At 62.4% G+C, this 13289-nt stretch carries 12 protein-coding genes; 6 read left to right on the top strand and 6 right to left on the bottom strand.

Annotation, left to right across the window (positions count from 1 at the left end; genetic code table 11):
* Positions 1-111 precede the first annotated feature (111 nt).
* Positions 112-1527, bottom strand: a complete 1416-nt coding sequence (gene glnA, locus RBA40_RS18645; RefSeq protein ID WP_099874562.1) for a type I glutamate--ammonia ligase — start codon at positions 1525-1527, stop codon at positions 112-114.
* A 310-nt stretch (positions 1528-1837) separates the two neighbouring features.
* Between glnA and RBA40_RS18640 the strand changes: the two genes are divergently transcribed.
* Positions 1838-2296 (top strand): rhodanese-like domain-containing protein, encoded by a 459-nt coding sequence (locus RBA40_RS18640; RefSeq protein WP_306649260.1) that lies wholly within the window; start codon positions 1838-1840, stop codon positions 2294-2296.
* A 587-nt stretch (positions 2297-2883) separates the two neighbouring features.
* On the opposite strand, the gene RBA40_RS18635 is transcribed toward RBA40_RS18640, so the two are convergent.
* From RBA40_RS18635 to RBA40_RS18620, 4 genes are all read right to left on the bottom strand, one after another.
* A complete protein-coding gene (locus tag RBA40_RS18635; protein WP_306649259.1) occupies positions 2884-4248 on the bottom strand; it encodes a TAXI family TRAP transporter solute-binding subunit in 1365 nt (454 codons plus the stop codon).
* Positions 4249-4552: 304 nt separating this feature from the next.
* Positions 4553-7834 (bottom strand): transglycosylase domain-containing protein, encoded by a 3282-nt coding sequence (locus tag RBA40_RS18630; protein ID WP_306649258.1) that lies wholly within the window; start codon positions 7832-7834, stop codon positions 4553-4555.
* Between the two features lie 306 nt (positions 7835-8140).
* Positions 8141-8950 (bottom strand): competence/damage-inducible protein A, encoded by an 810-nt coding sequence (locus tag RBA40_RS18625; RefSeq protein WP_306649257.1) that lies wholly within the window; start codon positions 8948-8950, stop codon positions 8141-8143.
* Positions 8951-8997: 47 nt separating this feature from the next.
* A complete protein-coding gene (locus RBA40_RS18620) occupies positions 8998-9855 on the bottom strand; it encodes an EI24 domain-containing protein (RefSeq protein WP_306649256.1) in 858 nt (285 codons plus the stop codon).
* Between the two features lie 132 nt (positions 9856-9987).
* Between RBA40_RS18620 and RBA40_RS18615 the strand changes: the two genes are divergently transcribed.
* The 3 genes from RBA40_RS18615 (at position 9988) to RBA40_RS18605 (ending at position 10943) form a co-directional block, all read left to right on the top strand.
* Complete coding sequence (locus RBA40_RS18615) at positions 9988-10344, top strand: FKBP-type peptidyl-prolyl cis-trans isomerase (protein ID WP_306626501.1); 357 nt, start codon at positions 9988-9990, stop codon at positions 10342-10344.
* A 2-nt stretch (positions 10345-10346) separates the two neighbouring features.
* Entirely contained in the window at positions 10347-10586 is a 240-nt protein-coding gene (locus RBA40_RS18610) for a hypothetical protein (RefSeq protein ID WP_306649255.1), read from the top strand.
* A gap of 102 nt (positions 10587-10688) precedes the next feature.
* On the top strand, positions 10689-10943 hold the full coding sequence (locus RBA40_RS18605) for an acyl-CoA-binding protein (RefSeq protein WP_099874556.1): 255 nt from the start codon (positions 10689-10691) through the stop codon (positions 10941-10943).
* 32 nt (positions 10944-10975) lie between these two features.
* On the opposite strand, the gene RBA40_RS18600 is transcribed toward RBA40_RS18605, so the two are convergent.
* Positions 10976-11257, bottom strand: coding sequence for a polyhydroxyalkanoic acid system family protein (locus RBA40_RS18600; protein ID WP_099874555.1), 282 nt, complete (start codon positions 11255-11257; stop codon positions 10976-10978).
* Between the two features lie 131 nt (positions 11258-11388).
* Between RBA40_RS18600 and RBA40_RS18595 the strand changes: the two genes are divergently transcribed.
* The gene (locus tag RBA40_RS18595) at positions 11389-12633 is read left to right on the top strand and encodes a putative Na+/H+ antiporter (protein ID WP_306649254.1); all 1245 of its coding nucleotides are present in this window, start codon (positions 11389-11391) and stop codon (positions 12631-12633) included.
* Positions 12634-12909: 276 nt separating this feature from the next.
* A complete protein-coding gene (fdxA, locus tag RBA40_RS18590; RefSeq protein WP_099874553.1) occupies positions 12910-13233 on the top strand; it encodes a ferredoxin FdxA in 324 nt (107 codons plus the stop codon).
* The last annotated feature ends 56 nt before the right edge of the window (positions 13234-13289 follow it).

Raw genomic sequence — 13289 nt, 5'->3', positions numbered from 1 at the left:
AACGCGAGGAAAGCCTTGGCCTTCCTCGCGTTTTTGTACCGGAGAGATACGTTTTGATGTCTCCCCGGCCATAGATGCTGCACGTTGGCAATGATTGCCAACCAAAAACAATTACAGCGAGTAGTACATGTCGAACTCGGCCGGGTGCGTGGTCATGCGCATGCGCTGCACGTCCTGCATTTTCAGTTCGATGTAGGCATCGATCATGCTGTTGCTGAAAACACCACCGCGTGTCAGGAACTCGCGGTCCTTGTTCAGGTTATCGAGCGCTTCTTCGAGCGAGGCGCATACCGTCGGGATCAGCGCGTCTTCTTCCGGCGGCAGGTGGTACAGGTCTTTCGACGCTGCTTCGCCCGGATGGATCTTGTTGGCGATACCGTCCAGGCCAGCCATCAGCAGCGCGGCGAAGCACAGGTACACGTTGGCCAGCGGATCCGGGAAGCGGGTCTCGATGCGGCGGCCTTTCGGGTTCGCCACGTGCGGGATGCGGATCGAGGCCGAACGGTTCTTGGCCGAGTAAGCCAGCTTGACCGGCGCTTCGTAGCCCGGCACCAGGCGCTTGTACGAGTTGGTGCCCGGGTTGGTGATCGCGTTCAGTGCCTTGGCGTGCTTGATGATGCCGCCGATGTAGAACAGCGCATCTTCCGACAGGCCGGCATAGCCGTCGCCGGCGAACAGGTTCTTGCCGTCTTTCCAGATCGACTGGTGCACGTGCATGCCCGAGCCGTTGTCGCCAACGATCGGTTTCGGCATGAAGGTAGCGGTCTTGCCATAGCTGTGGGCCACGTTCCAGACCACGTATTTCAGGTTCTGGGTCCAGTCGGCGCGCTCGACCAGCGTCGAGAACCTGGTGCCGATTTCATTCTGGCCGGCGCCGGCCACTTCGTGGTGGTGCACTTCGACCGGGATGCCCAGTTCTTCGAGGATGAGGCACATTTCCGAGCGCATGTCCTGGAACGAATCGACTGGTGGCACCGGGAAGTAACCGCCCTTGACGGTAGGACGGTGGCCGCTGTTGCCGCCTTCGGTCTTGGCATCGGTCGCCCACGACGATTCATCCGAATCGATCTTGACGAAGCAGCCCGACATGTCGATCTTCCAGCGCACGCTGTCGAAGATGAAGAATTCCGGCTCAGGGCCGAAGTAGGCGGTGTCGCCGATGCCGGTCGACTTGAGGTAGGCTTCGGCGCGCTTGGCGATCGAACGCGGATCGCGGTCGTAGCCCTTGCCGTCGGCTGGCTCGATGACGTCGCACTGCATGAACAGCGTGACTTCTTCCATGAACGGATCGATGTTGGCCGTGTTCGGGTCTGGCATGAGCAGCATGTCGGACGCTTCGATGCCCTTCCAGCCGGCGATCGACGAGCCGTCGAAAGCGTGGCCCGATTCAAATTTGTCGAGATCGAAGTGCGATACCGGAACCGTTACGTGCTGCTCTTTGCCACGCGTGTCGGCGAAGCGAAAGTCCACAAAGCGAACGTGCTTCTCTTTAACCATTTCCAAGACTTCTGCGGCCGTCATTGCCATGCGTATCTCTCCTAATATAAATGGGGGGTTGCCACCTCGGCGGCAAAACTCACAGGGATCATAGCAGAAAGCGTGCCAGCCGGACCATGCGGACCGAATGGCACAGCAGCGTTGAAAATGCTGCCAAATATCACTAAACTCCGGAGTCCCTGCCGCGGCGCCGGGTCGGGCGCCTGAACGCAAGTGCACCGCCTTGGTGCGAATCTTTCGGATTGCACCAAGTTGATGCATCATGCACCGAAAAGGTAAAAATGCCGCGCCGTGGTGCGCCGCTCATATAATAATCGCAAACTTGACCGAGGAATATGCCATGAGTAACGCCGATACCCTGCTTGCCGCCGCCCGCACCCGCGCGCCCGGCCAACCGTATGCAGGAGCGGTGACGCCGCAGGAAGCGTGGGAACTGCTGCAAAGCGAAGCGCGCGTGCGGCTGGTCGACGTGCGCACCGACGCCGAGCGCGCGTGGGTCGGCAAGGTCGCCATTGCGGCGCAGCAGCACTGCGCGGTACAGTGGAGCACCTGGCCGGACGGCGCACCCAATCCCGATTTCGTGCAACAGCTGGAAGCGGTGGCGCAGAAGGACGAAGTGCTGCTGTTTTTGTGCCGCTCGGGCGTCAGGTCGCGTCACGCCGCGCGCGTGGCGACGGAGCATGGGTACACGCAGTCGTTCGATATTTTGGAAGGCTTCGAGGGCGACAAGGATGCGGAAGGTCACCGCAAGACGGTCGGTGGATGGTGCAAGGCGGGCTTGCCGTGGTTGGGAGCATGATTTCCTGACGGCTCACCAACCCGGCGCCAGCGCGCCGGTGGCGCCGGCTGCTGTGCTGGAGACCGGCGGACCATCGACATAGTATTGCGACCGATCCGGCGACTGGCTCATTTTCTATCGGGCCGGTCAAACATTCTCGCGGCCGGATACCCTGCAATCACACTAAACAGGATGGTGATCACTATCCCCAGTCCACCTCCCGCTAGCCATGAGAACCACGAGAACCTGTACGTGTACGTGTGATCAGCGCCCCCGTAAAAATCTACTACGTACGCCAGGAAAAGGTGAAAAACCAGGATGCCCACACATGCGCCGGGCAGGATCAGGTTTGACATATACAGCTTCTTTCGGGACTCGAGGTATAAAACGAGTGGCAGTCCGAATAGCAAGGATGGCAAATGACAGAATACAACCGAACCTAGAAAAATAGCCCCGGTCACTGCCCCGTCGCGTGCGTTCAATGTGATTGAAAGCAGCAGCCCTGGCAACAAGGGCGCCGTAAGGAACGCGAGCCACATTCTCTGTTTGTCGATGCCCATCGCCAGCCTCCTCGCTTCATTCGTTATACGGCAAACCGGCTTCCCGCGTTACGCGAGGGCGCCCGGCGCAGGTTCGGCAGCGCGGGCTTGATCATCGGCCACGGCGTTCTTCACCCGCTGCCGCACGAAATTGATATGGCTACGCAGCCCATACAAGCCATCGGCGAACGCCAGCGGAATCGAAATCTGGTTCACCATTTCCTCTATTTCATCCAGGCGTTTCAACAGCCCGGAGCAAACTTCGGCGCGCTGCGGTCCCTGGGCCGCCTCCAGTTCCTGCTCCACCGTACGCAGCTGCCCGTACCAGCGGTACACGCGCGAGCGGATGCGCCACACGTACAAGGGCGGCACCACCTTCGACAAGGGCAGCACCAGCGCCGCCAGCGCCACCACCACGACCCACATCCGGTCGAAGAAATTGGCCAGCCAGAAGCTCATGTAGCGCTGAAGCAGCGGCGCGCCATCCTTGTAGAACTTGGCCGCTTCGCGCGCTACGGGAATTTCGGTATAGCGCGCCGAGGGGAACTGTCCCTGCTGCTGGAACCAGCCTGTTCCGCCATGAATCTCGCTCGCTGCCTGCACGTACAGGTCGATCAGCGCCGGATGCAAATCCTCGCGCGCCACCAGCGTCGCCGTTGGCGCGATCAGGTGATAGTCCTGGGCCGGCAAATCGCGCCCGACATCGACAATCCCGCGCGGCAGCACCACGTGCGAGACGAACGGCAGGCGCCGCGAATACGCCTCGGCCTGCGTGAAATCGAACAGTTTGAAGCCCGGTGTTTGCAGCAGCATCTGCACCAGCGGCGCATCCGGGCCGGAGCTGAACACGAGGCCATCGATGCGTCCTTCGAGCAGCTCCACCGTGCCCGGCGTGTTTTCCAGCGCACCGATGGTCAGGTCGCCCGGCTCGACGCCGTTCAGCGCCAGAACCTGGCGAAACAGCTTCGGTACGCCGCTGCCTTCCGGTCCGAGGTTGATTTTCAAGCCCTTGAGCTGCGCGATCTGGGTAACCTTGGCATCCTCGCGCAGGAACAGCCAGACCGGTTCGGTGAACAGGCTGCCGATCGAGACCAGTCCCTTGCGTTGGGCTTCGGCCTGCTCGGTCGACCCGCTCTGGACAAAAGCGATATCGACCTTGCCTTCGTTGAGGTGCTGCAGGTTGTCCTGCGAACCGAGGGAGCGCTGCAAGGTGACCTCGATGCCGTGCTTGCCCAATCTGGCCGCGTATTTCTTGCCGAATTCCTCGTAAGCGCTGTTTTCCTGGCCGGTGCCGAGCGTGACCTTGCGCGGCGGCGAGGGATCGACGAGGAAGTAGGCGAGCGCGCACAGCGCGACGATGGTAAGGACGGTGGGGCCGGCGGTGGCTACCAGGTCGCGAAACGAGAACTGGGTAAACTTCCGGATTTTGGACATCGCACGTTGCAAAGGTTTCATGGTTCGGTACGATGCCAACATTCACACGAACATGCAAGGGCAATCAGTCCAGGCCATGGCCGACGGCCTGCATCCGCCGTCCTCGGCTCTACCTCTACCGTTAACCTAAAAACCGTCTTTCCCGCGAAGGCGGGAATCCAAGTTCTTGCTGCAGCCATAAGCGGCTCGACAAAATTGGATTCCCGCCTTCGCGGGAAAGACGGTTCTTAGTTTGGCGGCACTAACCCGTGATCGGCTTGGCCCTCAACTACCATGGAACATGGAACATGGAGCGCAGCCGCCATCAACGCACGCACTGCTTGGCCGTGCTGTCAGCCGGCGGCTCGATCATCGGCATCAGGGCGGGCGCCAGCACCGTCAGCAACTGCACCGGCAAGGCGCTGGTGAAGTCGTAGTCGGCCGACGACGGTCCGTGCACATACGCCGTCATGCTGCCGAAAAAGCGTTCGCCGATGTTGAAGACAAACGTCGCCGAGCGGTTCACGTAACGCGATTCGATCAGCCGCCCACCACCGCCATACACCTCGAAGCGCTGGTCGCCCGTACCGGTCTTGCCGCCCACGGCGATGATGCTGCCGTCAGCCATCTTGAAGGCGGTCTTGACGCGCTTGGCGGTACCGTCCGATACCACGCCGCGAATCGCATCGGCGACCGCGCGCGCCACTTCCGGCGCCAGAATCTGCTCGCCCGGCGCGCTCTTGGCCTGCTTGACCAGCGTTTCGTACGGCGTATCCGCGGCAAAGTGCAGCGAGTCGATGCGCTGCACCGGTTTGCGCACGCCCTTGTTGACGATAATGCCCATCATCTCGGCCAGCGACGCCGGACGGTCGGCCGACGCACCCAAGGTGGTCGCGTACGACGGCACCAGCGAATCGAACGGATAACCCATCTTCTTCCACTGCGCATGGATCTTCAGGAACGCTTCGACTTCCAGCAGCCCGGCAATGCGGCGGTCCTGCGCATGCTTGCGGTGCGTGTTGAACAGCCAGGAATAGACTTCCTGGCGCTGCTTGGCGCTGGCCGCCACCATGTCGGAGTACGTGGCGTTCGGATTGGCGCGGAAGTAACCGACCAGCCACAGTTCGAGCGGGTGGATGGTGGCCAGGTAGCCGCGGTCGGCCAGCGACATGTTGGCCGGCGCATACTGGTCGTACATGCGCGCGATGCGCTCGTCCGGCACTTCATTGGCCGATACCAGGTTGTCCTTCACGAAGGCCGTAAACTGGGCCAGCGTGGCGTTCGGGGCGATCGTGCGGTGCACGTTGGCCAGCCGGGTCGGAGTCGGACGGAAGCTCGCCAGCAGCACTTTTTCAGCGTCGGCCGCGTTCTTGCCCTTGTACTTGTTATAGAAGCGGCCGAGGAACTCGCGCCCTTCGCGGTCGGCGAAGCGGGCCAGGTATTCGGCGCGGCGCGGATCGTCGGAATCGGCCAGCAGCGCCGCCGAGGAACCGGGCAGCTGGAACATGTAGTAGCGCACCACGTCGCGCATCAGGCGCACGAACACCAGGTTGGTCGAGCTGCGCAACGCTTCGCGCACGCTCAGGATGCGCGAGTTATCGAGCTTGCTGAAGTTGCCGAAGGTGTGCATGCCGCCGCCGGTGAAGAAGCCTTCGGCCGGGCTGCCCGAGTACTTGCGTTCGATCGCCGCTTCCAGCATGGCCGGCAGGTCGCGCGCCGCGCCCGACGGCAGCGTCAGAAAGTATTCAATCGCCCATTGCGAGAGCCGGTCCTTCGGATCGACCACGGTCTTGCGCAGTTCCTCGGCGCTCATGCCGTTGAAGCGCTGGTACAGCTGGTCGACGATGTCCATGTAGGTCACCAGGGTGCGCAGTTTGGCGGTGGAGCCCAGATCGAGCTTGGCGCCTTCGTTGATGTCGAGCGGCTGGTCGTAGTTATCGGTCTGCACGCGCAGGTAGTTGGCTTTCTCGCCGCGTTCCATGAGCGTGAAGCTGTAGACCACGTTGGCCGGGTCGCCATTGCCCAGCATGCCCTTGCCGGTCAGGCCGGCCTCCTGGGCCGATTCGGCGTCGCGCAGCTTGCGCAGCATGGCGGTGACGGCCTTTTGCGCTTCGGAGTCGAGCGTGCTGACCACGGACAGGTCGAGGCGGTCCAGGTTATACAGGCGCGAATCGCCCAGCAATCCGGCCAGGTGGGTACGCACCGCATTCGATGCCTTGCGCGATACAAAGGCATTGGCCGCCGGCGGCGCCACGCCGGAACCCTTGGCTGGTTCGAGCTTGACGGCCAGTGCGGCGTCGCGCAGCTGCGGCGTGATCACGCCGGCCTGGGCCAGCACGCGCAAGTGGGTGTTGGTCAGGTTTTCGAGGTCGTTGGCGCCGGCGCCCAGGTAGTGGGCAGGACGGCGCTGGGCGATCATCAGCGACAGCGCCTGTTTGTACACCAGCACCGCTTCAGGCGACTGCGGATCTTCTTTCAGTACCTTGTTCATGGCCGCGAAATCGCGTCCGTACCAGACCCACATGCCGTCGCCGATGCCGTTCACTTCCCCGTAGCCTGGCTTGGCCGACAGCGGCACCGTGTTGAGGTAGTCGATGACGATCTGGCGCCGGGCGCGCGTGGTGTCTTCGCCGTACTGGTAGGCGCGCAAGGTGGCCGAAACCATCTGGCGCGCCTTTTCCGACAGCGAATTGGTGCGCCCGTCCGGCGAATGGCGGTATTTTTCGATCTGGGTGGCCAGCGTGCTGCCGCCGGCCGAGCGCTTGTCGCCGCCGCTGAACACGTGCAGCGACTTGTCGAAGACGGCCTTGCTGAAGCGGTCCCACTCGACGGCGGGATTGCGTTTCGGGTAGGTCGGGTCGAGCAGTTCGCGGTTTTCGATGAACAGCAGGCTCTTGACGAGCGAGGACGGCGCATCGTCGAACTTCTCGTAGAAGCGCTCCGGGTAGCGCGCCAAAAACAGCGGTTCGCTGCGGCAGTCGAGAATTTCGAGGCCGACCTTGGTCTTTTCGCGGTAGGTCGCGAACAGGCCCTGGTCGGCCAGCTCCACCATCTTGGGCGACAGGCGCGCCTGCGAATCGATCATGAAGTCGCGCGACTTGAGCTTGGCCAGGTAGTCGGGCATGTTGGCATAGCCGAGCCGCTCGTCGTACGGGCTGTCGTGCGGGAAGCGGATATTGGTGCTCGGGCCCTTCTCGACCTTGTAGCTGATCTTTTTGGCGATGCCGGCAAAGTACTTGGCCTGCATCGACGAGGTGCGCACTTCATCGAGCACCCACCAGACGCCGGCGCCCAGCAAGACCAATATCAGCAGCCACAGGACCAGTTTGACGCGGCTGCGGCGGCGCGGCGGGGTGCCTTGCGGCTCGGTTTCGGTTTCGGTTTCGGAATTGGGCAAGGTATCGGTGTCAGTATCGGTATCGGTGTACGTGTCGGATGCGCCGGCGGCGCCGTCGGGAACGAGGGAAAGGTGGGGAGGCTGCGCCGCCGTGCCGTCATCCGGCTCGGGCGGCACCTGGCCGAGTTGGATCAACGCTGCGCGGGCGCGCAATTTGCGCACCGCGCTGGCGACGATGCGGGGCCGTCGAAAACGACGATTACTTTCCATGATGGCTCAACCGGTTCAAATCAATCGTCCCTGCAATCACCGCATCAACCTTCGCCATCGTGCAACGGGTCGCTTCGTGTGATCGGGTGGTCAATCGCATTCCTGTGGTGTTAAAAATTCACTCGTTAAATTCTCACTCAAATCTCACGCGAGATCGGAGTGATGCACGGTCACCATTCCACCACATCGGGTGACCGTGGCGAAGGCATGTTCAAGAAAACTTGATCTGGCCGTTTGTTTTTCGCAAAAAAACAACGGCTCAGCGCGCCGTGCAAAAGCACTGCCACAAAAGGCGTCACACGCCGGTCACACGGGCGCGTCGCACGAGGTGACGCACGGGGCGAATTCGATCCGCATGCCGGTGAGCTGCGCGCACATGTCGGCGAAGGCCGACGCGGTCAGGGAAGGCTCGCCCTTGACGCCCAGTTCGATGTGGCCGCGCGTGATTGCGTCGCCCACGCTCGGCAGGCTGAAGACCTTGACCGGAGCGTAGTCGGCTTCGAGCGCTTCCATCAGCGGATTGAGGGTCGACTCCATCGAACCGTACACCAGCACCGACTGTTCGCTGTGCGGCTGGCGGTTGAACAGGTGGCTGTAGCAGTTATCGAGCACCCAGGCGATCATCGGCCAGGCCATGACCGGAAAGCCGGGCACGAAGTGATGGGTGCCGACCGTGAAACCGGCGATCTTGTTGTAGGCGTTGGGGATCAGCGACGCCCCTTGCGGGAACTCGGCCATTTTGAGGCGGTGCAGGTTTTCCGGTGAATTGAGGTCGGCCGTGGTGCCGGCGTCGCGCGCCATGTCGCCGATGCGCTCTTCGATGTTGGCCCGTCCCTGCGCATGCAGCACCAGCGGCACGCCAAGCGCCGTGGCGGCGCACTGGCGCGTGTGGTCGTCCGGCGTGGCACCGATGCCGCCGCACGAAAACACGATGTCGCCGCTGGCGATGGTGCGTTTCAGGGTGGCGACGATGCGCGCCGGATCATCGCCCAGGTACTCGGCCCAGTCCAGCTTGAGGCCGCGCTCGGCGAGCAGCTCGAGCACCTTGGGAAAGTGCTGGTCGCGCCGCTTGCCCGACAAGATTTCATCGCCGATGATGATCAAACCGATGGCCATGTGTTTCTCCGTTGTTGCAAAAGTGATCAGTGTGCCATGAAAGCGCGTCAGGCAGGGGGCGCCGCCTCGGGGGCGACGGCCAGCGGCGCCTCCTGCCCGGCGCGCAGCTCGGCCAGCGCCTGCATGCAGTAGTACTGGAACCACAGCGCGGTAAATACGAAGATGAGCACATACAGCCAGATCGAGATCGCCGCAAGGAAGGGGAACAGCAGCACCGACATGAGCGCCCCGCCGATCCAGACGATGCCCGGCAAGGCGCCGATGAAGCCCGAAATCATGCCGATGAAGGCCAGCTGCGGGCGGTGGCGGCGCCGCAGCTCCTTCAGCTCCTCGGCGCTGGCGTAGTCTTCCAGGGCGTCGTAGACCATCACGCGCGAGGTCAGCCAGCCCCACAGCACCACCTGCACCAGCACCGCCAGCGGCGGGAAGACATACAGCGGCAGGGTCAGTATCCAGACCACCAGGAACAGCACGGCGCTGCTGACGTTGATGGCGATGCTGGCCACGAAGCTGCCGCCGTGCTTCGCTTCGAGGGTGCTGAAGTGGCGCGCGGCGACGTGCCGCGTGATGGGCGGCATGGCGGCCACGCCCATGAACACGATCGCGGTCAGGATCATCAGCGGCAGCAGCAGGAGCATGGCGATCAGCGGCACGATCATGGTTTTCAGCGCGCTCATGCCGAAGGAACCGAGCATGCCGCTGCTGGTCTTGAACCAGTCGTTGTCCTGGAACAGGGTCTGGACGTAATCGAGCAGCGGCTGGAAGCCGAAGGCCAGCAGCACGGCCCACAGCACCACCGACAGCACGAAGGGAATCACCGTCAGCAGCAGCATCTTCGGGTTGGCCTGCGAGATGAGGGCGCGGCGGTAGGCGGTGGCGACGGGGCGCCAGGGGGTGTTGGTCATGGAAAGCGGCCGGATGTAGTCAAAAAGTCCACGCAGTGTAGCGCGCTTTGGGCGCGTACGGGGCTGGCGTCAATAGCGCTTTGACACGTCATGCACTACAATCGCCAATCACACCGATTAACAAGGAAAACCATGTCCACTATCACTACCGATTCCGGCCTCCAGTACGAAGACACCACCGTCGGCGAAGGCGCCGAAGCGCAAGCCGGCCAGCACGTCACCGTGCATTACACCGGCTGGCTGCGCAACGACGACGGCACCGCCGGCGCCAAGTTCGATTCCAGCAAGGACCGCAACGACCCGTTCCAGTTTTCGCTGGGCGCCGGCCAGGTCATCCGCGGCTGGGATGAAGGCGTGCAAGGTATGAAGGTTGGCGGCGCGCGGCGCCTGACGATCCCGGCGAGCCTCGGTTACGGCGCGCGCGGCGCGGGCGGCGTGATTCCGCCGAACGCCACGCTGATTTTCGACGTCGAACTGCTCAAGGTTTAAGCATGTCGATGGGCGCCCTGCGCTGCGCAGTGGCCTTGCTGGCCGTTACCCTGTCGAGCGGCTGCGCGGTCGTTGCGGTGACCGGCGCGGTGGTCAGCGCCGGCGTGGCGGTCGGCTCGGCGGCGGTCAGTACCGGGGTCGCGGTGACCAAGGGCGCCGTGAAGGTGGCTACCTATCCGTTCCGCGACAGCGATGAGGAAAAGGCGGCTAAGGCGAAGGCCGAGGCGGAGGGGAAGGACTAGTCAAGCTGAGCATCCCCTCTAATCTCTTGCGCTTTTCCGGCTGATGGCGTGTAACTTGCGCTAAGATTCTCGTCACTAATTTCAGCCACCCCAGGAGATACGATGAGCTTGCAGGAACAGTTTGACCAGGCCTTGGCCGATTCCAAGAATCTGCCGGAACGGCCCGATAACATGACGCTGCTGAAGATCTACGCCCTGTACAAGCAGGCTGCCGTGGGCGATACCGACGGTAACCGTCCAGGCTTCACCGACATGGTCGGGCGCGCCAAATACGATGCGTGGGATGGTTTCAAGGGCACGTCCAAGGACGACGCCATGCAGCAGTACGTGGACCTGATCGAAGAATTGAAGGGCTGATCCAGCCCCTGTAACACCACGGCGCGGCCGCTTCAGGCTGCGCCGAATACCGCCTTCATCTTTTCCGTCACCTTCGCTTCGATCGCCGGCGCGAACGCACTCATCAAGAACCCCAGCCTGATATTCATCTCGACCTGCTGCGCTTCCACGGCCAGCGATCCGTGCACGCCGCTGCGCTCGAAATGGAGCACGTCGCCCTGCCACGCACATTCGAGCCCATATTCGGCGGCAATCTTGTCGGCCACTTTCTGGGCCGCTTCGCGCGCCTTGTTCGGTGTCAGGCAGTGTTCCTGAACGATGCTGATGTCAGCCATGACTTTCCTTGTTGTGTTTTTCGCGCACATGATACCTTGTTGAGCTCGGCACGCCTAGTTCGGTCCCGCCACCCGCCTCCCGCCCGATACTCGCTCTATAATACTTTTCGGCTACTTTTTATTGGAATCCCATGAGCGACATGCAACTCATCGCCGCGATCCTGTTCGGACTCGCCCTGGCGCACACCTTTGCCGCCAAGAGTTTCGAACGCCTGGCCGACCGCTATCCGCGTCACGCCGGGCTGTTCCATTTCTTCGGCGAGGTCGAGGTCGTGTTTGGCCTGTGGGCACTGATCCTGATCGTGGCCATGGCCTTCATGGTCGGCGGCAAGGAAGCCATCGCCTACGCCGAATCGCGCACGTACACCGAACCGCTGTTCGTATTCGTGATCATGGTGGTGGCGGCGTCCAAGCCGGTGCTCGAAGCGATCCGCGCCGTCATCGCCACCCTTGCCCGCCTGGTGCCGCTGCGCACGCCCGTGGTCAACGTGTGGCTGTGCCTGGCGCTGGTGCCGCTCATCGGCTCGCTCATCACGGAACCGGCCGCCATGACCCTGGCCGCGCTCATGCTGGCGCCGCAAATCTTTCGCAAGGATATGCCGGAGTGGCTCAAGTACGCCGCCCTCGGCGTGCTTTTCGTCAATGTGTCGATCGGGGGCACGCTCACCTCGTTCGCCGCGCCGCCGGTGCTGATGGTCGCTTCCGCCTGGAACTGGGATAGCGCGTTCATGGCGTCAACCTTCGGCTGGCGCGCCGCCATCGCCGTGCTCATCAACGCCACCGTCGTGACCGTCATGCTGCGCAAGCACATCGTCGACGCGCCCGCGCCGGCGCCGGGCGCCCTCAAGGTACCGCTGCTGGTGAGCGCGATCCACCTGGCCTTCCTGGCCGCCGTGGTAGGCTTTGCGCACCATCCGGTCATCTTCATGGGCCTGTTCATGTTCTTCATCGGCTTTACCCACGCCTACGAAAAATACCAGAATCCCCTGATCCTCAAGGAAGGCTTGCTGGTCGGATTCTTCCTGGCCGGGCTGGTGGTGCTGGGCGGCATGCAGCAGTGGTGGCTGCAGCCGATCGTGTCCAGCCTGGGCCCGACCGCGCTGTTTTTCGGCGCCACCTTTCTCACCGCAATCACCGACAATGCCGCCCTCACCTATCTGGGCTCGCTGATCGTCGGCTTGTCCGACCAGGCCAAGTACATGCTGGTAGCCGGCGCGGTGGCCGGCGGCGGCCTGACCATCATCGCCAACGCCCCCAATCCGGCGGGCGCGGCCCTGGTGCGCGATGGCTTCGAGGATGAATCGATCGGCGTGGCCGGATTGCTGGCGGGCGCGCTGCCGCCGACCATCATGGCGATGATCATGTTCCTGCTGTAACGCAATTTGGTGCGCACCTTGCGCTGCATCAAACCCGCGCACCGTTATCAGGGCGACCATTTCTGTTCAGCTCGCTTGGGTGGCAAGAAAACAAGTCTTGGTTTTTGAGCAAAAAAGCCCGTGTGTGCGGGTGCAACGGCGCATTTGCTTATGTGGATTGTGTATAAGCCTGAATTGTAGGAATAAGCGAATTGCCTTAAAATACAGTGCTTTGCTATGGTCGGCGTATGCCCCTCGCCACCGGCCCGCAGCACCCTTTTCACTGATAGGACTGTTATGACCCACGTTGTCACCGAATCGTGCATCAGCTGTCGTTACACCGATTGCGTCGATGTATGCCCGGTAGATTGTTTCCGGGAAGGCCCGAATTTTCTGACGATCGATCCGGACGAATGCATCGATTGCGCCGTCTGCGTGGCCGAATGTCCCGTCAACGCCATCTACGCGGAAGAAGATGTGCCGGCCGATCAGCAGCAGTTCATCAAGATCAACGTTGAACTGGCGCGCGCCTGGCCCTCCATCACCAAGACCAAACCGGCGCTGCCCGAAGCGGAGCAGTGGAAAGACGTCAAGGACAAGATCGATCAGCTGATCCGTTAAGCCAGCCAGCAGCCCTGCCGGACCGCCCTCGCGGCCCGGCATTTCAGGTTCGCGCC

Source organism: Massilia pseudoviolaceinigra (genome assembly GCF_030846505.1).
GTDB lineage: Bacteria > Pseudomonadota > Gammaproteobacteria > Burkholderiales > Burkholderiaceae_D > Telluria_A > Telluria_A violaceinigra.
The sequence above is the reverse complement of the archived record's forward strand: the minus strand, read 5'-3'. Positions and strand labels throughout refer to the sequence as shown.

Bases quoted from the DNA above. Each gene is read 5' to 3' on its own strand.
- glnA (WP_099874562.1), bottom strand. From the start codon at position 1,527: ATGGCAATGACGGCCGCAGAAGTCTTGGAAATGGTTAAAGAGAAGCAC.
- RBA40_RS18640 (WP_306649260.1), top strand. From the start codon at position 1,838: ATGAGTAACGCCGATACCCTGCTTGCCGCCGCCCGCACCCGCGCGCCC.
- RBA40_RS18635 (WP_306649259.1), bottom strand. From the start codon at position 4,248: ATGTCCAAAATCCGGAAGTTTACCCAGTTCTCGTTTCGCGACCTGGTA.
- RBA40_RS18630 (WP_306649258.1), bottom strand. From the start codon at position 7,834: ATGGAAAGTAATCGTCGTTTTCGACGGCCCCGCATCGTCGCCAGCGCG.
- RBA40_RS18625 (WP_306649257.1), bottom strand. From the start codon at position 8,950: ATGGCCATCGGTTTGATCATCATCGGCGATGAAATCTTGTCGGGCAAG.
- RBA40_RS18620 (WP_306649256.1), bottom strand. From the start codon at position 9,855: ATGACCAACACCCCCTGGCGCCCCGTCGCCACCGCCTACCGCCGCGCC.
- RBA40_RS18615 (WP_306626501.1), top strand. From the start codon at position 9,988: ATGTCCACTATCACTACCGATTCCGGCCTCCAGTACGAAGACACCACC.
- RBA40_RS18610 (WP_306649255.1), top strand. From the start codon at position 10,347: ATGTCGATGGGCGCCCTGCGCTGCGCAGTGGCCTTGCTGGCCGTTACC.
- RBA40_RS18605 (WP_099874556.1), top strand. From the start codon at position 10,689: ATGAGCTTGCAGGAACAGTTTGACCAGGCCTTGGCCGATTCCAAGAAT.
- RBA40_RS18600 (WP_099874555.1), bottom strand. From the start codon at position 11,257: ATGGCTGACATCAGCATCGTTCAGGAACACTGCCTGACACCGAACAAG.
- RBA40_RS18595 (WP_306649254.1), top strand. From the start codon at position 11,389: ATGAGCGACATGCAACTCATCGCCGCGATCCTGTTCGGACTCGCCCTG.
- fdxA (WP_099874553.1), top strand. From the start codon at position 12,910: ATGACCCACGTTGTCACCGAATCGTGCATCAGCTGTCGTTACACCGAT.